This is a genomic window from Brucella ciceri, from assembly GCF_041930145.1.
GTDB lineage: Bacteria > Pseudomonadota > Alphaproteobacteria > Rhizobiales > Rhizobiaceae > Brucella > Brucella intermedia.
The window spans coordinates 191,419-215,210 of sequence record NZ_JBHEEV010000006.1 but is presented as its reverse complement, the minus strand read 5'-3'; the positions used below and the strand labels follow the sequence as shown (position 1 = coordinate 215,210).

Genomic DNA, 23,792 nt, shown 5'->3' with positions numbered 1-23,792 from the left:
CATTTTGCTTTTTTCATGGCAGCGTGGGAATTTTTCACTTGCTATCAAGATTTGCGCTGCCAAGATGCACAACTCGCCGGCGTTTTTCCGGCGTGGTTTCAGTGCCATCTGACACTCTGGCGGGGTGATGCGGCGGGCACGCGACGGGAGCTTTTATAGTATGATCGGACTCGTGCTTGTCACGCACGGAAGATTGGCCGAAGAGTTTTTGCATGCTGTCGAGCATGTAGTCGGGCCGCAGGACAATTTCGAGACCGTATGCATCGGTGCCGAAGACGATATGGAACAGCGTCGGCGGGATATCGTTGACGCGGTGGAGCGCGCCGATAACGGCAGCGGGGTCATCATTCTGACCGATATGTTCGGCGGCACGCCGTCCAATCTCGCCATTTCCGTCATGAAGGAAGGCAAGGTCGAAGTCATCGCAGGTGTCAATCTGCCGATGCTGATCAAGCTGTCGAGCGTGCGCATCGGGGGCGACATCAAGACGGCGCTGCGCGAGGCGCAGGATGCGGGGCGCAAATACATCAATGTTGCGAGCCAGGTCCTGACAGGAAAGTAATTCATGCACTCCAGCGTGCCCGTTACCGGTCAATACGAACCCGAAACCGCAGTTTCCCGATCCTTCGAGATCGTCAACAAGCGCGGCCTTCACGCCCGCGCCTCGGCCAAGTTCGTGCAGCTGGTCGATGGCTACAACGCACATGTCCGCGTGAGCAAGGACGGCATGACCGTGGGCGGCACCTCGATCATGGGCCTGATGATGCTTGCCGCATCGCCCGGCTGCTGCATTGATGTGAGCGCTTCCGGCGAGCAGGCCGATGCCGTGCTCGACGCGCTCCAGACGCTCATTGCCGACAAGTTCGGCGAAGAATGCTGAAGAACGAAACCGCTGCCGCCGTGGGAAATCTCCACGATCCGGTGGCCGTTTTCGATGCAGGGATCGGCAGTTACGCGCTGGTTGAACTGATAAGGCGCAGCCAGCCGCAGCGCGACATCATCTATTTTGCCGACCGGGCGAGTTTTCCTTATGGCGCCAAAAGCCGCGATCAGCTGCTTTCGATCATGCGCCATACGATCCGCTATCTGACCGGCCTTGGCGCGCAAACCATCGTGCTTGCGTCCAATGCGCCCTCGGTCATGGTTCTCGACGCCCTGAAAAGCGAGTTTGCCGTGCCGGTCCACGGTGTTGCGCCGCCGGTTCGCGCCGCATTTGCGGTAAGCCGCAGCGGCAAGGTTGCAGTCATGGGCGTGCGCTCCATGATCGAAAGCGCAGAGCTCGCGCGCTTTGTCCGGGCCGAGGCCAACCGTCCGGAGGACGTTGCCCTGATCAATGCGTCGGCGATGGTGGAACTGGTGGAAAACGGTGCTTTTCTTCGGCAGCCGGATGAGACCGGGCAGAAGGTCACCGCATTCTGCGATGAGATTGCCGCAAGCCATCCGCGCATCGACACGCTGACCCTCTCCAGCACCCATCTGCCATGGCTGCGATCGTTCTTCGAGACCGCGCGTCCGGACTGGCGGTTTCTGGACCCCGCAGACGATGTAATCGCCGCGCTCCCGCAACCCTTCGGCGGTTCAGGCCGCACGGTCGCCCTTGTCACGGAAAGCGACGCCTATCCCGTTTCCGGGTTTCGCCGCATGCTGGAAATATTGCAGGTCGATCTTCCTTTGACGGTCGTCGACCCAGCATCCGGCCAGCCTGCCTGATATGCACGTATAAAGATTTCTTTATATTGCGTTGTGCTTCGGCCCGCAATCTGCTAGTCAGATCGCCAGCCGGAGCGCTTTCCCGCATGGAAAGCCGCCCCACATTGGAATGCAATTCCGGTGGCTGATTACATCTTTATCGAGCTGGAACTGCCTTTTATTGGAGCACGCGATGACCGCAAGCCAAGATTTTGTCGTCAAGGATCTTAGCCTGGCCGATTGGGGCCGCAAGGAACTCGACATCGCAGAAACCGAAATGCCGGGCCTGATGGCTGCCCGCGAGGAATTCGGCAAGTCGCAGCCGCTGAAGGGCGCGCGCATTTCCGGATCGCTGCACATGACGATCCAGACCGCCGTTCTGATCGAAACGCTGCAGGCGCTTGGCGCACAGGTCCGCTGGGCTTCCTGCAATATTTTCTCCACGCAGGATCACGCCGCCGCCGCGATTGCCGCAACCGGCACGCCGGTTTTCGCCATCAAGGGCGAGACGCTTGAAGAATACTGGACCTATACCGACAAGATCTTCCAGTGGCCGGACGGCGAACCATCCAACATGATCCTCGATGATGGCGGCGACGCCACCATGTATATCCTCATCGGCGCGCGCGCCGAAGCGGGCGAGGACGTTCTGTCGAACCCCGGTTCGGAAGAAGAGGAAGTGCTTTTCGCGCAGATCAGGAAGCGCATGGCTGAAACGCCGGGCTTCTTCACGCGCCAGCGCGACGCCATCAAGGGCGTGACGGAGGAAACCACCACCGGTGTCAACCGTCTTTACCAGCTGCAGAAGAAGGGCCTCCTCCCCTTCCCGGCCATCAACGTCAATGACAGCGTCACCAAGTCGAAGTTCGACAACAAGTATGGCTGCAAGGAATCGCTCGTCGATGGCATTCGTCGCGGCACCGACGTCATGATGGCAGGCAAGGTTGCCGTCGTGTGCGGTTATGGCGATGTCGGCAAAGGCTCCGCCCAGTCGCTCGCCGGTGCAGGCGCGCGCGTCAAGGTGACCGAAGTCGATCCGATCTGCGCGCTGCAGGCCGCAATGGACGGTTTCGAGGTCGTGACGCTCGATGACGCCGCTTCGACCGCCGACATCATCGTGACCACGACCGGCAACAAGGACGTGATCACCATCGACCATATGCGCAAGTTCAAGGATATGGCGATTGTCGGCAATATCGGTCACTTCGACAATGAAATTCAGGTGGCTGCACTTCGCAACCTGAAATGGACCAATGTGAAGCCGCAGGTCGATCTCATCGAGTTCCCGGACGGCAAGCGCATCATCCTGCTTTCCGAAGGCCGCCTGCTCAATCTGGGCAACGCAACCGGCCATCCGAGCTTCGTCATGTCGGCATCGTTCACCAATCAGGTTCTGGGCCAGATCGAGCTGTTCACCCGCACCGATGCCTACAAGAATGAAGTCTATGTGCTGCCGAAACATCTCGACGAGAAGGTCGCTCGCCTGCATCTCGACAAGCTCGGCGCCAAGCTGACTGTGCTTTCCGAGGAACAGGCCGCCTATATCGGCGTCACTCCACAGGGCCCCTTCAAGTCGGAACACTACAGGTATTAACCATACATTAAGCATTGCACTACATGTTGAGATCGGGCGGTTGACAAACCGCCCGGTCTTTCTTTTTGCGTGCAAGATGCTTCACGTGGATTCGCCGGAAGGGTATTGTGTAGGCGAATCAAGGTGTTTGAGCGGGTGTTTGCGTTGCGCGTTTTTTGCCGGTTGTGGCGGGAAGCGAGAGGACGATTCATCCCCGGAATACCTCAAAACGGGTTGGTCATCGTGCACTGTGGCGGCGTGCGTATGGTCAGGCTTTGATGTGTATTGAAGTGTTTTAATACGGCCAGTCTGCCTTTGCGGCAGTTTTCATGGCCGGGTGGCGGAGAAAAGGACAACATGCCAGAGTTCGGCGCAACGGGGATTTTGCGGAATGTTTCCGCAATCGTTACTGGCAGGCAATGGCGTCCTGCTGCCCTTGTTGCAAAGCCGCTTGGATGGCTTTCTCCGAAAAAGGCCGTGATGAAGGCTTCCGTTTCTCTTGCAACGCTTTTTGCTGCCATGCCCGCCTTTGCGCAAGGCGCAGAATCGACCCGCATCGCCCTGCCCTTCGGCGGCGGCAGCGTGGGCGCTTTCGAGGTCATCCAGTTTTCCATGTTCCTCGGCGTCATGGGCGCCGCTCTCCTTTCTGCCGGATGGCTGATCCGCGAACGGTCGCGCGTTGCCGCAGAAAACAAGGAACTGCGTTCCAAATTCGCCGATCTCAATCTCGTCGCCCAGCGCAATGAAGCCCTGCTCAACCTCAAGGATCAGCGCATCGTGGTCTGGGACGGCCACAGCACGCGCGCCGAGGTTGTCGGACTGCTGCCGGACGAAAGTGCCGCCCCGCAGGATCGTTCCGCCTTTCTGGCCTTTGGCCGCTGGCTGCGTCCGCAATCGGTCGTGGCGCTAGAGCGCGCCATTGGACTGCTGCGCGAACAGGCGCGGTCTTTCGATCTTACGGTTGAAACCGTCAACGGCACCTTGCTCGACGTGCGGGGACGCACCTCCGGCGGTTTTGCCGTTGCCCGTTTCCTCAGCCTCCAGGGCGTGCAGGCGGAACGCGCGGCATTGCAGGCGCAGAACCGCGAATTTTCCGAGCGTATCGAGCTTTTCCGCCGTCTTCTCGACCGGATCGACCAGCCGGTCTGGGCGCGCGATGCTGCTGGCCGTGTGGATTGGGTCAATGCGGCCTACGCGCAGGCGGTCGACATGGCGGATGCAAGCCAGGTCATTTCCGAAGGGCGCGAGCTTTTCGGGGCGCAGGCACGCCAGCGCCTGGAGCGCGACCGTTTTGCCGAGCCCGTCCTGCAGGAACAGCTGACCGCTGTCGTGCATGGGGATCGCCGCCTTTTCAACGTGACCGATGTCAGCGCGGAAACGGGTTCCATTGGCCTTGGCGTCGATCTCACCGAAGTGCAGGCGGTGCGGGAGGAACTGAACCGCACGCTGAAAAGTCATGCCGAAACGCTCGACCAGCTTTCGACGGCAGTGGCGATTTTCGATCCCGAGATGAAGCTGCAATTCTTCAATCAGGCTTTTGCCAAGCTCTGGTCGCTCGATACGGCATGGCTGGAATCGCAGCCGAGCAACACGCTGATCCTCGACCGCCTGCGTTCGGAAGGAAAATTGCCCGAACAGCCGGAATGGCGCAAATGGAAGGATTCAGTGCTTTCCGCCTATCGCGCCGTCGAGCCGCAGGAACATATGTGGCACCTGCCGGACACGCGAACCATGCGCGTCGTCGCCAATCCGCATCCGCAGGGCGGCGTGACCTGGTTCTTCGAGAACATGACGGAAAAGTTCGAACTCGAAGGCCGTTACAACACGCTCATCAAGGTGCAGGGCGAAACGCTCGACCATCTGGCGGAAGCCGTGGCGGTGTTCGGCTCCGATGGCCGCATCCGGCTTTCCAACCCGTCCTTTGCCGATCTCTGGGCGCTGCCCATGCCGCTCATCGTCGAAGGCACGCATATTTCGTCTATCGCCAAAATCTGCAGCGAGCGCGGCGGCGACGGGCTGTGGGATGATTTCGTTTCCACCGTCACCGGCTTCCTCGACAAGCGCGACGGGCGCATGGGCCAGGTGGAACTGGACGATGGCACCATTCTGTCCTTTGCCGTGGTGCCGCTGCCCAAGGGCCAGACGATGCTGACCTTCATCGACGTCACCGACACGGTGCGCGTCGAACGGGCGCTCAAGGAAAAGAACGAGGCGCTGGAACTGGCCGACCAGATCAAGAACGATTTCGTCCAGCACGTTTCCTACGAGTTGCGTTCGCCGCTCACCAACATCATCGGCTTTACCGAACTGTTGCAGACCCCGGCTTTCGGATCGCTCAACGAACGCCAGATCGAATATCTCGACCATATCAGCACCTCGTCATCGGTATTGCTGACCATCGTCAACGACATTCTCGATCTTGCCACCGTCGATGCCGGCATCATGGAACTGGAGGTCGGCGAGGTTTCCGTCGTGGAAGCGATTTCGGCTGCCGCCGCACGGGTAGGCGAGCGGATGCGCGACCACGATATCGGTCTCGATATTGATATCGCCGACGATGTGGACGTGTTCAAGGCTGATGCCAACCGCGTCCGTCAGGTGCTTTTCAACCTCCTGTCCAACGCTACGAACTATGCGCCGGAAGGCTCCAGCATCCGGCTGCAGGTGGCGCGCGAAGGATCGGAAATCGTTTTCGCGGTCCACGATGACGGTCCGGGCATGCCGGGCGAGGTGCTCGACACGGTTTTCAAGCGTTTCCAGTCCTATCCCAATGGCGGTCGCCGCCGCGGCGCCGGGCTCGGACTTGCCATCGTCAAGAGCTTTGTCGAACTGCATGGCGGATCGGTGGATATCGACACGGGTTCCGGTCGCGGAACAACGGTGATTTGCCGTTTTCCATCGGAAACACGCAGCTTCCGCATCGCCGCCGAATAAGATAAAGGGTGCCCATGAGCGCCTCACAATCCAGCATCAGCTATTTCTTGCCCGACGAAACCGCAACGCAGCGTTTTGGTGAAGATTTCGCCCTTGCGCTTCAAAAGGGCGATCTTGTCACGCTTTCCGGCGATCTGGGGGCGGGAAAATCCTCGCTTGCCCGTGCGATCATCCGGGCAATCGCTGACGATGAAGGACTGGACGTTCCAAGCCCGACTTTCACGCTTGTGCAAAGTTACGAGGCCTTGCGGATTCCGGTCGCCCATGCCGACCTTTACCGTATTTCGCACGGCGAAGAACTGGATGAGCTGGGACTGCCGGAATTTATGGAGGATGGCGTGGTTCTGGCCGAATGGCCGGAGCAGGGCGAGGGGTTTTTGCCGGAACCGTCTTTTGCCGTCACACTGAGCCATGAAGGGGCAGGGCGGCGCATTGCCGTGTCGGGACCTGTAGCTGCCATCAGCCGTCTGGAACGTTCGCGGGCTATTCGGGCATTTCTGGACAGCCATGGCCGTTCCGATGCGACGCGTCGTTATTTCCAGGGAGATGCTGGTCCACGCAGATATGAGCTTATCGCAAGTGCCGTCGATGATGTCGAAGTTCTCATGAACGCGCCAGCGATGTCGTATGATCCGCCGTTACGTAATGGCAAATCCTACCGCCAGCTTGCCCATATTGCAGAGAACATTCAGGCTTTCGTTGCAATTGATGGTTTGCTCGCAAAGCACGGTTTTCGCGCACCGCAAATGCGTGCCATGGATATAGATGCAGGACTTTTGATCCTCGAAAATCTGGGGACCGAGGGTGTGCGGGCAGCGTCCGGCGAACCTGTTGCTGAACGTTATGAAGCCGCCGGGCGCTTTCTGGCACATCTGCACGGTATCACCTGGCCGAACCATGCGCCGGTTGCCGGCTATCCTGATCACATCATCGCCGGTTTTGACCGCGACGCGATGATGATCGAGGTCAGCTTGATCGGCCAGTGGTATGCGCCGCGCATGATGGGCAGAAAGCTGACAGAGGCAGAAAAGCAAGCTTTCGAGGCGGCATGGGATCGCGTGATCGCCGATATTGCCGATGTCGAGAAGAGCCTGCTCCTGCGCGACTATCATTCGCCGAACCTGTTCTGGTTCCCGGAGGCGCAAGGCAAGGACAGGATCGGTGTCATCGATTTTCAGGATGCGATGATCGGGCCCGCAGCCTATGACGTCGCCTCGCTGGCGCTCGATGCGCGGGTGACGATTTCGCCGGAGCTGGAACAGGCCGTGGTCGCAGCCTATTGCGATGAGCGCCGTGCGCTTGGACATGCCTTCGATGAGGCTTCGTTCCGCAAGGCCTATGCGGCCATGGGCGCGCAGCGCAATGCCAAGCTGCTGGGGCTTTTCGTGCGGCTTGACGAGCGTGATGGAAAGCCGGCTTATCTGGAGCATCTGCCGCGCATTCACGACTATCTCGGACGTGTGCTGAAGCATCCGGTCATGGCGCCTGTGGCGGCATGGTTTGAGGAATTGGGGTTGATGCAGCAGGAAGAGGCCGCGCAATGAGAACGCCGAAAATGGCCCCGAAAACGGCTATGGTTCTTGCCGCCGGTCTTGGCAAGCGCATGCGCCCCATCACCGAAACCATTCCAAAGCCGCTGGTCAAGGTGGCGGGCAAGCCTCTGATCGACTGGGGCCTCGAGGCGGCGGCACAGGCCGGTATTCGCACCGCAGTCGTCAATGTGCATTATCTCGCCGACCAGCTTGAAGAGCATCTTCGGGACCGTAACGATCTGGAGATCGTGATCTCGGATGAACGCGACATGCTGCTCGATTCCGCGGGCGGCATTGTGAAGGCGCTGCCGATACTGGGAACGCAGCCGTTTTTCATTCTGAACGCCGATACATTCTGGGTCGGTGACGAGAAAGCCCCCAACCTCACGGCGCTGGCTGAAGCCTGGGATGCGGAGCGGATGGATATTCTGCTGATGACGGCGCGTCTCGATCAGGAAACCGGTTATGAAGGCAAGGGCGATTTCGTTGCCGACGATACCGGGCATCTGCGCCGTGCGCGTGATGTCTCCGGCGAGCCGGTGATCTATGCCGGAGCAGGGATCATCCATCCCCGCATCTTCAATGGCGCGGAGCCGGTCGTGTCCTCGCTCAATCGTTATTTTGATGAAGCGATTGCGGCGGGTCGCCTTTATGGTATGCCAATGACCGGGCACTGGCTGACCGTCGGCACGCCGGACGCAATCGGCGAGGCGGAGGCGGCGCTTACCGCATTCGCATAAGGAGGTGGAGCGTATGAGCGCACGCAGACCCAGAGATGGGAAACAGCGCCTGTTTTCAATTCCTCCCGGCACACCGTTTTTGCCAGCTTTTGCCAGGGCGCTTCTGGAAGGGCGGCTGGTCGAAGGTTTTCCCGGCAATCCTTCCGATCCGCTGGCGCTGGCCAATGCGACCATCTATGTGCCGACGCGCCGTGCGGCGCGTGCTTTGCGGTCCATTTTGGTCGATATGAATCCGGCTAAAGTACTTCCGGCAAGAGTGGCTTCCGGTTTTGCATCCGGAAATGCGTCGGAAAAAAAGAGCGCCATTTTGCCGACGATAAAACCGTTGGGCGATGTGGATGAGGACGCCGCTTTCTTCAATGCCGGTTCGTCAGGCGTGTTCGACATCAATCCGCCAATCGGCACGGCGGAGCGGCTTCTGCTTCTGGCGCGATTGATCCGCCCGTGGCGGGAATCGCTGCCGTCGCATGTGCGTGCCTTGTTTGGCGTTGACGATGTTTCCGTTCCGGCGACCACTTCCGATGCGATCTGGCTTGCCCGCGATCTGGCCGGCCTGATGGATCAGGTCGAAACCGATGGGGCGAAGTGGAGCGAGCTTGCGACGATTGCCCCGGAGGACCTTGCCGACTGGTGGCAGGTCACGCTTGGCTTTCTCAATATCGTCACCAATCTCTGGCCGGACATTCTGGCGGAGCGCAAGCTTTCAAACCCGGCTGCGCATCGCAACGATCTCATCTGGAGCGAGGTTAAACGGCTGCGCACCCATCCGCCCGCCGGTCCTGTCATCGTTGCCGGCTCCACCGGTTCCATACCCGCCACTGCGGAACTGATTTCCGCCATTGCGGACTTGCCGAATGGCGCGGTGGTCCTGCCGGGGCTGGACCGTGACCTCGACGATGCAGCCTGGCAGCTGCTGGCATCGGCAACCGACAATCCCTCGACTTACGGTCATCCGCAGTTCGGTTTGCGCAAGCTTCTGGATGCAATGCAGACCTTGCGCGATGATGTGGAACATCTGGATGACATGCCCGCCTCCAAGCGCCTGCGCGAGCGGGTGGTGAGCGAGGCGCTGCGCCCGGCGGAAACGACCGATGCGTGGGGCAAGCTCGATATGGAGGCGGACAGCCTGCACGCTGCCGCGCAGACGATCGACCTGATTGAAGCCGCCAATGAGCGGGAGGAGGCGCTGGCCGTCGCTCTCGCCTTGCGCGATGCGATCAATGAAGAAGGCAAGACGACCGCGCTCGTCACCGCCGACCGCAATCTGGCGCGGCGCGTGGTCGGCGAACTGGCCCGCTTCGGCATCGATGCCGACGATTCCGGCGGTCGGCATCTGCGCGATGTCGAAACCACGACATTGCTGCGCCTGCTGGTCGAGACGGTCTTCAATCCCGGCGATCCGGTTGCCCTTCTGGCGCTGGTCAAGCATCCGCTGCTGCGGCTGGAAGCTCCCCGTATCGAACGACGTCTTGCCGCCGAAACGCTTGAACTCATCGCTTTTCGCGGCGGAACGGGCCGGGCCTCCGTGCTCGATCTTCCCGCATTTTTCGACCGGCGGCTGGAGGAAAGCGCCAGCCAGACGTGGCAACCGGCATGGCATGACACGGTTACGCCGGACATGATCGCGGCGGCACGAAATCTTTGCGAAAGCCTGTCGAAAGCCGTGGCGCCGCTCGCCCCTTTCGTCATCGCCGGACGCCGAACCGAGATCGGCGAAATCGCGCGCGCCACGGTCGAGGCGCTGGAAAACCTTGCCCGGAACGAAAAATCAAGCGTCGCGCCATTTTATTCCGGCGAACGCGGGGAACAGCTCGCCGCCTTTTTGCGCGGTCTGGTTTCAAGCGAAGCCGGGCTTGATTTCGAAGCTTCGGAATGGCCAGCCGTGCTGGATGCGCTGATGGCGGGCGAGACTGTCAAGCCGCATCCGGGCGGTCATCCGCGTCTCTTCATATGGGGTGCGCTGGAAGCCCGTCTGCAAACCATGGATACGGTGGTGATCGGCGGTCTCAATGAGGGGAGCTGGCCTGCCCGCACCCGCAACGATCCGTTCATGTCGCGCCCGATGAAGTCGATGATCGCGCTCGATCCGCCCGAACGGCGCACCGGCCTTGCCGCCCACGATTTCCAGATGGCGCTGGGCATGGATCATGTCGTGCTGACGCGCTCGCAGCGTTCCGACAATGCGCCGACGGTTGCTTCGCGCTGGCTGCAGCGGCTTGAAACGGTGCTGGGTGCCGATGTCACTGCGCAGATGCGCAGGCGCGGGTCACGTTTCATCCAGTGGTCACGCGAAATCGACCGGGCCGAAGACGTGCCTTTCGTGAAAAGGCCGCAGCCCGCTCCTCCTGTCGCTGCCAGGCCGAAGCATTTTTCGGTGACGGAAATCGAAACGCTGCGCCGCGACCCTTATGCGATCTTCGCCAAGAAGATATTGAAACTGCGGCCGCTGGAGCCTCTGATCCGCGACCCGGCTGCGGCTGAACGCGGCACCTTGTTCCACGATATTCTGGGTCATTTCACGCAAGAGGCAATCGATCCGCTGGCGCCGGATGCCGCCGACCGCCTGATGGAACTCGGTCGCATTCTTTTTGCCGATATGGACCTGCCGACAGAAATCGAGGCCGTGTGGTGGCCGCGCTTCACGGCGCTCATCCCGCAATTTCTGGCCTGGGAGCGCGAGCGCGCCTATAACGTCCAGACCCGCTTTGCCGAGATTTCGTCGGACAAGCGCGAAGTAGAGGGGCTCGGAATCACGCTTTCGGGCCGTGCTGACCGTATCGACCTGATGCGTGACGGGACCGCCGAAATCATCGATTACAAGACCGGCTCGACACCGTCGCCCCGACAGGCCCATGTGCTGCTGTCGCCGCAGCTCGCGCTGGAAGCCGCACTTCTGGTGCGCGGCGCGTTCCGGGAACTGGGCTCGGTCCGCGCTTCGGACCTCACCTATGTACGCCTCAAGGCGGGCGGCGAGGTGAAGCCGGAGTCGATCCTCAAGATCGGACGGCCGCCATCGGAGAAAACCGCACCGGCGCTTGGCGAGGAATCCTGGCAGCGGCTGGCGCAATTGCTGGCCGAGTATCAGAAGCCGGAAAAAGGTTATCTTTCCCGTGCACTGCCATTTCGTGAAACCGATCTGACGGGCGATTACGATCATCTGGCGCGGGTGCTGGAATGGTCCGCCGGTGGCGATGCTGGCGGGGAGGGCGAGGCGTGAAGAAGAAGCTCCATATTCCGCCGGAAACATTGTTTGCGCAGGGCAGGGCCGCCGATCCGGCGGCTTCCGTCTGGGTGTCCGCAAATGCGGGTTCCGGCAAGACGCATGTTCTGACGGAACGGGTTATCCGCCTGCTACTGGAAGGCACCGACCCTTCGAAGATCCTCTGCCTCACCTATACCAAGGCGGCGGCGGCGGTGATGCAGAACCGCGTATTCATGCGGCTTTCCGAATGGGCCGTCTTGCCCGACGAAGAACTGGCCGAACGTCTGAAATCACTGGAAGGCCGCAGACCGGGCGATGCCCGTCTCGCGGCGGCGCGACGGCTGTTTGCGCGTGCGCTGGAAACGCCGGGCGGGCTTAAAATCCAGACCATCCACGCTTTCTGTGAAGCGATCCTGCACCAGTTCCCGCTTGAGGCGAACATTGCCGGTCATTTCGAGATGATGGATGATCTGATGCAGGCCGCACTCGTCGGTGAAGCGCGGCGTCAGTTGCTCGAAACCGCGCATGGCGGCGGCGATATGGAACTGGCGGCTGCCTTCGCCGATGTCTTGCAGGCAGCCGGCGAGATGGGCCTGCAATCGCTTCTCGATGAAGCCGTAAGCCGGCGCAATGGTTTGCAGACCTATATCGCCGAACTGGGCGTTACCGCGCATCGCAGCGAAGCTTTGCACCGGGCATTCGGCTTTGACCCGCAAACCAGCGAAGACGATCTCCTCGCCGATCTCTGGCCGATACCGGAATTTTCCGACGATGCGCTCGATCTCATCATGTCGATCCAGAAGGGTGCGTCGCGTGCGCAGGATTTTGCGCTGCAACTGCGCCGTTTCGACAAGGTGACAAGCCAGCGCGACCGCGAAGCGGTGTTGCGCGCGGCATTTCTCAAAAGCACGGGCGAGCCTAAATCCGGCTCCTATGTCTGCTCTGCGGCGGTGAAAAAACTTCTGCCGGATTTCGAGGAGGAATTCGACGCGGCGGCGGCGCGTGTCGAACAGGGGCTCGACCGGTTGAAGGAATTGCGTCTGGTGCGGCTCAATCTGGCCGCGCTGACGCTGGTCGACAATCTGCTGCAACGCTATCACGATCTCAAACGAAAGCGCGGCCTGCTCGATTTCGAGGATCTCATCACCCGGACCGTGGCGCTGCTTGCCCGCAACGGGGCAGGGCAATGGGTGCAATACAAGCTTGATCGCGGCATCGACCATATTCTGGTCGATGAGGCGCAGGATACCAGCCCCGACCAGTGGCAGGTGATCCGCATGTTGTCGGAGGAGTTTTTCTCCGGCCTCGGCCAGCGCAATATCAGCCGCACGCTCTTTGCCGTCGGTGACGAAAAACAGTCGATCTATTCGTTTCAGGGCGCAGTGCCGGAGGATTTCGCGGCGCAGGGCAAGGTGATTGACACTAAAGCGCGCAATGCCGATCTCACATTTAGAGAAGTGCGCTTGAATTTTTCCTTCCGTTCCGCTCCAGATGTGCTTCAAGCCGTGGATGAGGTGTTTGCCAGACCCGAGGCTAATCGTGGACTGGGAGATGCAATAACCCACTCAGCCATTCGCGCCGATGCGCCGGGCGAGGTGGAAATCTGGGACATGCTGACGCCGGAAGAGGTGGAAGAGCCCGATGACTGGCGCGAGCCTGTCGATCATCTGGCGGCGCCTGCTGTGCGGCTCGCGGATCAGATCGCGGCCACCATTCGCCATTGGCTGGATAGCGGCGAAATTATTCCGGGCCAGAACCGGCGGATCATGCCGCGCGACATCATGGTTCTGGTGCGAAAGCGCGACCAGTTCATGCCCGCCTTGTCGCGTGCGCTGAAAAACCTGTCCGTCCCCGTCGCCGGCGCCGACCGCTTGCGGCTCACCAGCCATATCGCCATTCAGGACCTGATGGCGCTCGGTCGTTTCGTATTGCAGCCTTCGGACGACCTTTCGCTGGCATCGGTTCTGAAAAGTCCGCTGTTCGGCTGGGATGACGATCAGCTTTTCGAGCTTGCCCACCCGCGTGGCTCAAGCCTCACGCTGTTCGAACGGCTTTATCAGGTTTCGCGTGGCGATGCGGCGCTGGCCGAGGTGCACAAGACCCTGAGCCGCTGGCGCAACATGGCCGACACCATGCCGGTGTTCGAATTCTATGCGCGCATATTGAGTGCGGATGGTGCGCGGCGAAAACTTCTGGCCCGGTTGGGGCCGGAGGCTGGCGACATCATCGATGAATTCCAGAATTATGCGCTTTCCGCCGAGCGCGCCGGTCTGCCGGGCCTGCAGGCATTCCTTGAAACGCTGGATGCGGCATCGCCGGAAATCAAGCGCGAACTCGATCAGGGCCGCAATGAGGTGCGCATCATGACCGTCCACGCCGCCAAGGGGCTGGAAGGAGCGGTGGTGTTTCTGGTCGATCCGGGAAGTGCGGTCTGGACCGGCAGCCGCGCGCCAAAGCTCATTCCCTTTGATTTTTCAGAGGGTAATCCGCCGGTGAAAGGCTATCTCTGGCAACCCAATGCCGGATACCAGACCGGGTTCACGGCAGCGCAGATCGATAAGCTGAAGACACGGGCCGAGGAAGAATATCGCCGCCTGCTTTATGTCGGCATGACGCGGGCCGAGGATCGCCTCATCATCTGCGGCTATCGCGGCGCGCGCGAAAGCGGTGAGACATGGCATCGCCTTGTCGAGGATGCGCTGGCTGCCAAGGCCGAGACATTCGTGCACCCCGTGCTGAAACTTGCGGCACGGCGGTATCGCAACACGCCGCGCGGAATGGTCGAGATTGTCGATCAGGACAAGACCGAAGATCATGCGCTGCCTTCGCTGCCGCTCGATTATTTGCGGCCGATAAAGCCGGAAACCGGATTGCCGCGTCCGCTGGCGCCGTCGGGCGCGTCGGCCCTGATCGAAGCGGACGAGGAACCGCCGCTCGATACGTTTTCGCCGGTTCTGGGACCGGGCAACGGGTCGCCAGCCTTTGCGCTGCGGCGTGGCACGGCGATCCATATGCTGCTGCAACATCTGCCCGATGTGCCACAGGCCGGCCGCGAAACGCTTGCGCATGACTATCTTGACCGCATCGCTGCCGACTGGCCCGAAACGGAACGGCAGATGGCATGGCAAAGCGTCAGGACTATTCTCGACGACCCGACCTACGCGCCGGTCTTTGCGCAAGGCTCACGCGGGGAAGTTGCCATCATGGGCACGATCGAGCTTGGCGGGCGCGATCATGCCGTGTCAGGCCAGATCGACCGCATCAGCGTCGGTGAGAACCGGGTGCTGATCGTCGATTACAAGACCAATCGACCGCCGCCGAAAACCATCGATGCGGTTCCTTTCGCCTATCGGGCGCAGCTTGCGCTTTATCGGGAATTGCTGGCTCCCCTCTATCCGGGGCGGATTGTCGAAACGGCGCTTCTGTTCACCGAAGGTCCGTTTTTGATGCCGTTGCCGGATGCGATTCTGGACGAGGCGTTGCAGTCACTGAAAGACTCTCAAGTAAAGGTGACGAACCAGAACTTGACGGATGGCAGCAGACACGCCACATGATATAGCGAATAAAGAGCGGAATGTGTTGTGAGTCTGGAAAGACGTCTGCCGTTCTTGGAGAGAAAAGAGGATAGCCCTATGGCAACCGTTAAGGTCGATAACAGCAATTTTCAGTCGGACGTTCTGCAGTCGAGCGAGCCTGTCGTGGTGGATTTCTGGGCGGAATGGTGCGGTCCCTGCAAGATGATCGCTCCGGCTCTGGACGAAATCGCGACCGAAATGGCCGGTCAGGTCAAGATCGCCAAGGTCAATATCGACGAGAATCCGGAACTGGCCGCGCAGTTTGGCGTGCGTTCGATCCCGACGCTTCTGATGTTCAAGGACGGTGAGCTCGCCGCAAATATGGTCGGCGCTGCTCCGAAGAGCCGCCTTGCCGACTGGATCAAGGCTTCGGCTGCATAATCAGCGCGTCAAAGTAATAAAAACCCGGCCTTCGAGCCGGGTTTTTTGTGGGTGCGCACAAAGAGTTCGGACTTACTTCGACTTTTTCTGCGCGCGGGCTCGGTCGTCGTCGCTTGGATTGCATTCCTGATGCGTTCCCGGAACGTAGAATTTTCCGTCAGGGGCGGGGTTGGTGCCGCCATCACATCCCGGCATTCCATTTCCCTTGCTTCCCCCATCGCCGCCATTGCCGCCGGACTGAGCGAAAGCGGGGGTCGCGACGCCAACCGCAAGGAATAGAATTAAAAACACAAACGTCCTCATCTCGATTCCTCCTGTGGAGCGAGACAGATTGCTCGTTATTCATTCTATTGCCGGAAAACCTTTGCCGCATCCCCCACTTGTTGCCAGCAACTGGTCAATCAAACAGGCGGAGTTCCATTGTCTCGCAGGACTTCACCCGCAAGGTAAAGCGATCCGCCAATCAGGATACGAGGCGGCACTTCATCCGGGGGCCAGGTGTCGCGCAGAAGTTTCAACGCATTGGCAACCGAATGAACGGGCTCCGCCGAGAGATTGGCCTTCTGCGCTGAAACCGCCAGCTCATCATTGGGAATGCCCGCATCGCTGGACGGGATCGGCACGGTGAAAACGTGCCGCGCCATGCCGGAAAAGGCTTCGAAATAGCCGACCGGGTCCTTGGTGTTGATCATGCCGGTGATGAGGAACAGCGGGCGCGCATTACGCTCCTCAAGATCGCCGAAAGCTTCCGCGATCACTGCGCCTGCACCCGGATTATGACCGCCATCGAGCCAGATTTCGGATGCAGCCGGAGCCATGTCGACGAGCGCTCCGTGGGTCAGCCGCTGCATGCGTGCTGGCCAGTCCACCACCATCAGCGCCTTTTCCACGGCCTTGTCGGTCAGACTGAAACCAGCCATCTGCACGGCCTCGATTGCAGCTGCGGCATTGGAAATCTGGTGGCGTCCCGGCAGGCGCGGCAATGGCAGGTCGATCAGGCCGTCCTCGTTCTGGAACACCATGCGTCCGTGTTCCTCGAAGGCGAGGAAATCCTGTCCATAGACCGAAACCGGACAGTCGAGCCGGTCCGCCGTCGAGACAAGCACTTCGCGCGCCGCATCGAAGGGCTGGAAGCCAACGACGACCGGGCAATCCTTCTTGATGATGCCGGCCTTTTCGGCGGCGATAAGCTCCACACGGTCACCGAGATAGGCCTGATGGTCGATTGACACCGGCATGATGAGCGAGACGGCGGGATCGGTAATGACATTGGTAGCGTCGAAACGTCCGCCGAGACCGACTTCCATGACGACGACATCGGCCGGATGCTCGGAAAAGAGCACGAAGGCGACCGCCGTCAGGATTTCGAAAACGGTGATATGCTGCCCGTCATTGGCGGCTGCAACACGCTCTATCGCGTCGGCCAGAACATCGTCGCTGACCAGCCTTCCGCCTCCGGGCGCCGCCAGACGATAGCGCTCGTGCCAATGGACGAGATGCGGCGAGGTGTGGACGTGAACGTCGAAGCCTCCCGCTTCCAGAAGTGCGCGGCAGAAAGCCGTCGCCGATCCTTTGCCATTGGTTCCGGCAATGTGGATGACCGGCGGCAGCTTCAGGTGCGGATTGCCGAGCTTTTCCAGAAGACCGCGGATGCGGTCGAGGGAAAGGTCGAAGCCCTTTGGATGCAACTGCATAAGCCGCTCGATTGCGGCGGCGGCTTTTTCTGTCACGATCAGGCTGCCTTGCCGTTAGCTTCCGTCTTCTTGCCGTCCGGAGTATCGCTGTTGGCGGGCTGCTTGGTCATGATCTTGAGCAGGCGCGCAATCGTGCTCTTCAGTTCAAGGCGCGAGACGACCATGTCGACCATGCCGTGTTCCATGAGATAATCGGCGCTCTGGAAGCCTTCCGGCAGCTTTTCGCGGATCGTCTGCTCGATGACGCGCGGCCCGGCAAAGCCGATCAGTGCACCGGGTTCCGCGATGTGGATATCGCCCAGCATGGCATAGGATGCCGTCACGCCGCCCGTGGTCGGATTGGTCAGGACGACGATGTAGGGCAAACCGGCTTCTTTCAGCATTTCCACCGCAACCGTGGTGCGTGGAAGCTGCATCAGCGACAGGATGCCTTCCTGCATACGCGCACCACCCGAAGCGGCGAACAGGACCATCGGGCGCTTCAACTCGATAGCCTTTTCAAAGCCCTGGATGATCGCTTCGCCGGCGCCCATGCCGAGAGAACCGCCCATGAAGCCGAAATCCTGAACGGTGGCGACGATCGGCAGGCCTTCAATGGTGCCGATGCCATTGACGATCGCGTCGTCCATGCCAGTGCGGGTGCGGTAATCCTTGAGACGGTCGATATATTTCTTCTCGTCACGGAATTTCAGCGGATCGACCGGCACTTTGGGCGCTTCAAGCGTGGTGTATTCGCCATTGTCGAAGAAGAAACGCAGACGGTCCTTTGCCTTGATGCGCATGTGATGGCCCGAGGACGGGATCACGAACTGATTGCTCTCAAGGTCCTTGTGAAACACCATTTCACCGGTCGACGGATCCTTGATCCAGAGGTTTTCCGGCATTTCACGGCGGCCGAGCATCGAATTGATCTTCGGACGAACGTAGTTGGTGATCCAGTTCATGACGTTTGGTTCCGTTTCTTGTTCTTCGGCAAAGAGCTTGTCAGGCGCTTAAATGGACGATTTGTTGGGCGGCTTCAAGGCGTGTGGCGCGCACGCTCTCTGCAAGAGCGTGGACAAGCCGGGTTGCGGCGGCGACTGGATCGCCCTTCGCCTTGCCGTTTTCGTCCAGTTCACCGGCAATCGCGTTGACAATCGCCGTGCCGACGACGACGCCATCGGCATGGGTGGCGATGGCTGCTGCCTGCTCCGGCGTCTTGACGCCGAAACCGACGCAGATCGGCAGGTCAGTGCTCTTCTTGATGTGGCGCACGGCTTCGCCGACCTTTGCCGTATCGGCAATGGCTGATCCGGTAATGCCGTTCATCGAGACGTAATAGACGAAGCCCGATGAATTGTGCAGCACCTTCGGCAGACGCTTGTCGTCGGTGGTCGGCGTGGTGAGGCGAATGAAATTGATGCCGGCCTTCATGGCAGGAATGCAAAGCTCGGCATCCATTTCGGAGGGAAGATCGACGACGATCAGCCCGTCCACGCCGGCTGCCTTGGCGTCGGCCAGGAAGCGCTCCACGCCATAGATATAGATCGGATTGTAATAGCCCATCATGACGATCGGGGTGGTGTCGTCTTCCTTGCGGAATTCTGTCGCCATGTGCAGCGTCTTCGCCAGCGTCTGCCCGGCATTGAGGGCGCGCAGGCCAGCGGCCTGAATGGCGGGGCCGTCTGCCATCGGATCGGAGAAGGGCATGCCCAGTTCAATCACGTCCGCACCGGCCTTCGGCAGGGCCTTCATCACCTTGAGCGAGGTTTCCAGATCGGGATCGCCGCCCATGAAATAGGTGACGAGCGCCGGACGGCTCTCGGCCTTCAGTTCAGCGAATTTGGTGTCGATGCGAGTAGTCATACCGTGCCCCGTGGCAAAGTGCGCGCCAGATAGTCGGCAACGGGCTTGCCCGCCATCGCCGTTTCCATCCATGCGCGCCGTTCAAAGTCTATGATTCCCAGTTCCCACACGCAGGCCATCAAAAGCGGCTGTGCGGGCATGAATTCCACCTCGTCGCCGAGTTCCGACTGCCAGAGGATTTCCGTCGCGATGCCGCCCTCAAGCCACCAGTGCAGGAGCAGCCACAGGCCTTCCTCACCTTGATGCAGAATGGCGAAACCCACGCCCAGATGTGGCAGGGCGGCCAGTTTTTCAGCGGCGGTCTCGATCTGTCTGCGGGCGAGGCCGACAGCGGCTTCCGCGACAGGATTGGCCGGATCGGCTTCGATGATACTGAGCTTGATCGTCGCCGGACCGCACGTCGCCAGACCGTCGAACCATGCGGCACGCGGCTTGTAGACGGAGATTTCGGCGACGTCGCTAACCATGTCAGATGTCCATGCCGAGAAGCTTGCCGACCGTGTGGACATCCTTGTCGCCACGACCGGACAGATTGACGATCATGACCTGATCCTTGCCCATGGTCGGGGCCATTTTCACGGCCTGCGCGATGGCATGGGCGGATTCGAGCGCCGGGATGATGCCTTCGGTGCGGGTGCAAAGCTGGAATGCGTCGAGCGCCTCATCATCGAGGATCGGCACATAGTCGACGCGCCCGCTGTCCTTGAGCCACGAATGTTCGGGACCTACGCCCGGATAATCGAGACCAGCAGAAACGGAATGGCCTTCGAGAATCTGGCCGTCATCATTCTGGAGAAGATAGGTGCGGTTGCCATGCAGCACACCGGGACGGCCGGCGCTCATCGAAGCGCAATGTTCCTCCCCGTCGAGACCGCGTCCGCCTGCTTCGACGCCGACGATCTTCACGGAGGCATCGTCGAGGAAAGGATGGAACAGGCCGATGGCGTTGGAGCCGCCGCCAACCGCTGCCACGATCACGTCCGGCAGGCGTCCTTCCTGTTCGAGTATTTGCTGGCGCGCCTCATTGCCGATCACGGACTGGAAGTCACGCACCAGTTCCGGATAGGGATGCGGACCGGCGGCGGTGCCGATCAGATAATAGGTGTCTTCGACATTCGTCACCCAGTCACGCAGGGCTTCGTTCATCGCGTCTTTCAGCGTGCCGTTTCCAGCGGTGACGGGCTTCACTTCGGCACCGAGCAGCTTCATGCGGAACACATTCGGCTTCTGGCGCTCGACATCGGTCGCGCCCATATAGACGACGCAGGGCAGGCCGAAACGCGCTGCAACGGTGGCAGACGCCACGCCATGCTGGCCAGCGCCGGTTTCGGCGATGATGCGGGTCTTGCCCATGCGCTTGGCAAGCAGAATCTGGCCAAGACAATTGTTGATCTTGTGGCTACCGGTATGGTTCAGGTCTTCGCGCTTGAAGTAGATTTTTGCGCCGCCCAGATGCTTCGTCAGGCCTTCGGCATAATAGAGCTTGGAAGGACGACCGGCATAATAGGTGGAAAGCGCGGAAAGCTCAGCCTTGAATTCAGGGTCGTTCTTCGCCGTTTCATAGGCTTCCTGCAATTCGAGGATCAGCGGCATCAGTGTTTCGGCAACGAAGCGTCCGCCGAAAATACCGAACATGCCCTCTTCATCCGGGCCTGTTTTATAGGAATTGGGTTCAACCGGCTTGTTCAACGCTTTCGCTCCGTCATTTCAGGCTGTCTGCGGGCGTCAGCGACAGCCCGGAAAAAATTCTCGATGAGACGCACATCCTTTTCGCCGGGCGCGCGCTCGACGCCGGACGATATATCGATACCCGGCGCCTGCGTCTTGTGCAGCGCTTCGGCGATATTGTCCGCATTCAATCCACCGGAAAGCATGTAATCGATATCGGCGTCAAGCGCAGCCAGAAGTTCCCAGTCGAATGACACACCGTTGCCGCCCGGAAGGTCTGATCCCTTCGGCGGCTTGGCGTCGAACAGGAAGCGGTCGGCTATGCCCTGATAGGCTGCAATCGCGGTAAGATCGCTGGCTTCACGCACCGAAAAGGCCTTCATGACCGGCAGGCCATAACGCGCCTTGATGAAGGCTACGCGTTCCGGCGTCTCATGACCGTGCAGCTGCAGAATGTCGGGCTTCACCGCTTCCACGATCTCATCCAGCGTTTCATCGTCGGCGTCGACCGTAACGGCGACCGCAAGCGCTCGTCCCCTGACCGCACCGCGCAAGCCTGCCGCTTTCTGCGGTGTTATATGGCGCGGGCTTTTGGGAAAGAAGATGAAACCGATATGCGTCGCACCGCCGTCGAGGGCGGCGGCAACGGCGTCGGGGGTTTTAAGCCCGCATATCTTGATATCGAGAACCATGGTTTTCCGTCGCATAAATCGGGGGGCTACTCAAGCTATTCCGTCCATTCCCATCTATTCGGAGACCGGATGGCCATCAAAACCCTGTGCGATCAGAAAATCATACGCCTCCATGACCTCAAGGGGAACTGCCTGCGCGATCTGGTAGCCCTTGGCGGGATATTCCAGGATACGCTGCAGGTCGCCCGTCATCTCATGGACAAGCATTTCAACCGGATGATCAGCCGTCGGCTGGTCCTCGAAGGCGGTGAGCGGCGCGGTGATGCTTGCCCGCGCTTCCGGCCATTGCCGGGCCACGGTCGCCAGAACGCGGCGCTGGGTCTGCGGCTTGGTCACGAGGATGGCGCTGATGGCGCCGGGGGCGAGTTTTTCGCGGCTGAACCTTATGTTTTCGCCGATATTGGTGGCGTTGGGCTCGATCGCGATAGCTTTTTCCGGCACGCCGCGCCTGATGGCTATTTCGGCGAAGGCTTCCGCTTCGCTGTTCTTATAGAGTTTCTCCGTCCAGTGACCGCTTTTGCCGGTAAACACGAGCCACGTCGCCATGCCCTCCAGAAACAGATCGGCAGCCCTTTCGGCCACGCGCGGATCGTAGCTGCCAAGCCCGATGATGACATCGGCGGTTTCAAGCGGATCATAGATGCAGTGATAATCCCACAGCACCCGGGCGGCGTTCAGTACGGATGATTTCATGTGAAGTCGATTGCCTGCAATGCGCTGCCATTTCGCTTCAGCCAAGCCTTGCAGCGCTCCGTATCGGGGCAAAGCTCATGGCAGAGTTTCCAGAATTTCGGCCCATGGTTCATCTCGATGAGATGAGCCACCTCATGGGCGACAAGATAGTTGATCACCGGGGCAGGCGCCATGCCGATGCGCCAGGAGAAGGAAAGGACACCGTCCGAGGTGCATGATCCCCAGCGGCTTTTCGTATCCTTGAAACGCACCGCCTTGGCCATGCGGCCTACAATGGTGGTGTGACGGACGACAAGCGCCTCGATCTCGCGCTTCACGTCGCGCTTGATGTGATCGGCAACGCGGCGCGGCAGATGTGCCGGGTCACCATGGACGAGCAGAATATTGCCTTCGAGAAGCTCGGTCGTGCCGCGTCCGGGCTGATGCACGATCTTGTGCGGAACGCCGCGCAGGGGAATTTTGATACCGGCGCGCACGCCCGGCTGGTCCGGCAGTTTTGCGATACGGCTTTCGATCCAGCCCTCGTGGCGGTTGAGGAAGCTCAACACTTCGCGCTCGGGAAGTCCGGGCGGAACCGTGACGCGCAATCCCTTGCCGCCTGCTTCTATGCGCAGGGTCAGCCTTTTGGCGCGCGGATTCTCGAAAACGCGCAAGGGAAGTTCCCGTCCGGCGACCGCATGAATGCGTTCGCTGCGAACTGTCGTCGTTCCAGCGGATGCCCCTTTACCGCTGATTTGCCGAAGAAAGGAAAGGCCCATCGTCCAAGAATAAGCGATTCGCTCCGGAGCGCATCCCGAAAAGTGCAAAGCGGTTTTCGGAATGCGACTTGCGTGGAACGTGTTGAAAAAGCCGGTATTTCTGTGAAAGACAGGAAAACGGCGCGGTCAAGCCGCGCCGTCCAATGATTTTCAGACCTGTTTCATCGATCAAAGATCGGTGATGTCGTCCTTGCCGCCTTTCGCGCGCGGGGCAGGTGTCTTCTTCGAGGCCGCACGGCGCTCGGCCATGAAGCGGTCGAATTCTTCCTTGTCGCGGGCGCGGCGAAGTTCGGCGGCATAGGCCTCGAATTCGGCGCGTGCTTCTTCAAGCTTGCGGCGTTCTTCGGCCAGTCGCTCCAGCTCCGCGCGACGCCAGTCGTCAAAAGCCTCGTTGCCGGTTGTGCCGCCGAAGTTGAAGCTTTCGCCCTTGCGGCAGTTGCGGAACGAGCCGAACATGGAATCGGTCTTCTCGTTCATGCCGCGCTTGAACCCTTCGAGGCGATCACCCCACAGGATATAGGCGAGCATGGCAAGGCCAAGCGGCCAGAACAGGAAAAAGCCGAGCACCATCAGCGCAATCGTGGCTGGCGTCCATGCCGGGCGGATCAATGCAGTATTGGTCATGGTCTGCTCCGTCAAAAAGCGCATGCCATTCAACCGTTCGACAATCGTCCGGCCACATGCGCGAAACCAGGGCCTGCCAGCCCACCCATACGGGGATTTTCTTCTGGCGGCTTGACTTCGACGTGGTGAAAAGATTGCGGCTTTTCAAGAATGCAACCGGAGGATTCAGGCTGCACGCCCCGTAACCAATGT

At 60.2% G+C, this 23,792-nt stretch carries 20 protein-coding genes; 11 read left to right on the top strand and 9 right to left on the bottom strand.

Going from position 1 to position 23,792, the window contains the following annotated elements:
- Positions 1-160: 160 nt before the first annotated feature.
- From JNC63_RS14025 to JNC63_RS13975, 11 genes are all read left to right on the top strand, one after another.
- Entirely contained in the window at positions 161-562 is a 402-nt protein-coding gene (locus tag JNC63_RS14025; RefSeq protein ID WP_006472522.1) for a PTS sugar transporter subunit IIA, read from the top strand.
- Positions 563-565: 3 nt separating this feature from the next.
- Entirely contained in the window at positions 566-880 is a 315-nt protein-coding gene (locus JNC63_RS14020) for an HPr family phosphocarrier protein (RefSeq protein WP_025089868.1), read from the top strand.
- The gene (locus JNC63_RS14015; RefSeq protein WP_374846423.1) at positions 874-1,710 is read left to right on the top strand and encodes a glutamate racemase; all 837 of its coding nucleotides are present in this window, start codon (positions 874-876) and stop codon (positions 1,708-1,710) included. Before JNC63_RS14020 ends, JNC63_RS14015 begins: the two co-directional genes overlap by 7 nt.
- A gap of 172 nt (positions 1,711-1,882) precedes the next feature.
- Entirely contained in the window at positions 1,883-3,283 is a 1,401-nt protein-coding gene (gene ahcY, locus JNC63_RS14010; protein ID WP_021587566.1) for an adenosylhomocysteinase, read from the top strand.
- Positions 3,284-3,742: 459 nt separating this feature from the next.
- Complete coding sequence (locus tag JNC63_RS14005) at positions 3,743-6,196, top strand: PAS domain-containing sensor histidine kinase (RefSeq protein ID WP_245670648.1); 2,454 nt, start codon at positions 3,743-3,745, stop codon at positions 6,194-6,196.
- 14 nt (positions 6,197-6,210) lie between these two features.
- Positions 6,211-7,740, top strand: coding sequence for a tRNA (adenosine(37)-N6)-threonylcarbamoyltransferase complex ATPase subunit type 1 TsaE (gene tsaE / locus JNC63_RS14000; protein WP_063619819.1), 1,530 nt, complete (start codon positions 6,211-6,213; stop codon positions 7,738-7,740).
- Positions 7,737-8,468 carry a nucleotidyltransferase family protein gene (locus JNC63_RS13995; RefSeq protein ID WP_063619820.1) on the top strand — a complete coding sequence of 244 codons (732 nt, stop codon included), beginning with the start codon at positions 7,737-7,739 and terminating at the stop codon, positions 8,466-8,468. The genes tsaE and JNC63_RS13995 overlap by 4 nt, the downstream gene beginning before the upstream one ends.
- Before the next feature lie 13 nt (positions 8,469-8,481).
- On the top strand, positions 8,482-11,685 hold the full coding sequence (addB, locus tag JNC63_RS13990) for a double-strand break repair protein AddB (RefSeq protein ID WP_063881793.1): 3,204 nt from the start codon (positions 8,482-8,484) through the stop codon (positions 11,683-11,685).
- A complete protein-coding gene (gene addA, locus JNC63_RS13985) occupies positions 11,682-15,224 on the top strand; it encodes a double-strand break repair helicase AddA (protein WP_063619822.1) in 3,543 nt (1,180 codons plus the stop codon). Before addB ends, addA begins: the two co-directional genes overlap by 4 nt.
- 78 nt (positions 15,225-15,302) lie before the next feature.
- A complete protein-coding gene (gene trxA / locus JNC63_RS13980; RefSeq protein ID WP_006473274.1) occupies positions 15,303-15,626 on the top strand; it encodes a thioredoxin in 324 nt (107 codons plus the stop codon).
- A 129-nt stretch (positions 15,627-15,755) separates the two neighbouring features.
- A complete protein-coding gene (locus JNC63_RS13975) occupies positions 15,756-15,905 on the top strand; it encodes a hypothetical protein (protein ID WP_155734071.1) in 150 nt (49 codons plus the stop codon).
- A 122-nt stretch (positions 15,906-16,027) separates the two neighbouring features.
- On the opposite strand, the gene JNC63_RS13970 is transcribed toward JNC63_RS13975, so the two are convergent.
- From JNC63_RS13970 to JNC63_RS13930, 9 genes are all read right to left on the bottom strand, one after another.
- Positions 16,028-17,320, bottom strand: coding sequence for a bifunctional folylpolyglutamate synthase/dihydrofolate synthase (locus tag JNC63_RS13970; protein ID WP_171053464.1), 1,293 nt, complete (start codon positions 17,318-17,320; stop codon positions 16,028-16,030).
- Positions 17,321-17,358: 38 nt separating this feature from the next.
- Positions 17,359-18,264 carry an acetyl-CoA carboxylase, carboxyltransferase subunit beta gene (accD, locus tag JNC63_RS13965; protein WP_006468087.1) on the bottom strand — a complete coding sequence of 302 codons (906 nt, stop codon included), beginning with the start codon at positions 18,262-18,264 and terminating at the stop codon, positions 17,359-17,361.
- 40 nt (positions 18,265-18,304) lie between these two features.
- Positions 18,305-19,165, bottom strand: coding sequence for a tryptophan synthase subunit alpha (trpA, locus tag JNC63_RS13960; RefSeq protein ID WP_063619825.1), 861 nt, complete (start codon positions 19,163-19,165; stop codon positions 18,305-18,307).
- Entirely contained in the window at positions 19,162-19,632 is a 471-nt protein-coding gene (locus JNC63_RS13955) for a hypothetical protein (RefSeq protein ID WP_063619826.1), read from the bottom strand. Before JNC63_RS13955 ends, trpA begins: the two co-directional genes overlap by 4 nt.
- A 1-nt stretch (position 19,633) precedes the next feature.
- Positions 19,634-20,854 carry a tryptophan synthase subunit beta gene (gene trpB, locus JNC63_RS13950; protein WP_006468089.1) on the bottom strand — a complete coding sequence of 407 codons (1,221 nt, stop codon included), beginning with the start codon at positions 20,852-20,854 and terminating at the stop codon, positions 19,634-19,636.
- Positions 20,851-21,525 (bottom strand): phosphoribosylanthranilate isomerase, encoded by a 675-nt coding sequence (locus JNC63_RS13945; protein ID WP_063619827.1) that lies wholly within the window; start codon positions 21,523-21,525, stop codon positions 20,851-20,853. The genes trpB and JNC63_RS13945 overlap by 4 nt, the downstream gene beginning before the upstream one ends.
- Positions 21,526-21,579: 54 nt before the next feature.
- A complete protein-coding gene (locus JNC63_RS13940) occupies positions 21,580-22,218 on the bottom strand; it encodes a YdcF family protein (RefSeq protein WP_063619828.1) in 639 nt (212 codons plus the stop codon).
- A complete protein-coding gene (locus JNC63_RS13935; RefSeq protein ID WP_063619829.1) occupies positions 22,215-22,976 on the bottom strand; it encodes a M48 family metallopeptidase in 762 nt (253 codons plus the stop codon). Before JNC63_RS13935 ends, JNC63_RS13940 begins: the two co-directional genes overlap by 4 nt.
- Before the next feature lie 168 nt (positions 22,977-23,144).
- Positions 23,145-23,600, bottom strand: a complete 456-nt coding sequence (locus JNC63_RS13930) for a DUF2852 domain-containing protein (protein WP_063620054.1) — start codon at positions 23,598-23,600, stop codon at positions 23,145-23,147.
- Positions 23,601-23,792 lie beyond the last annotated feature (192 nt).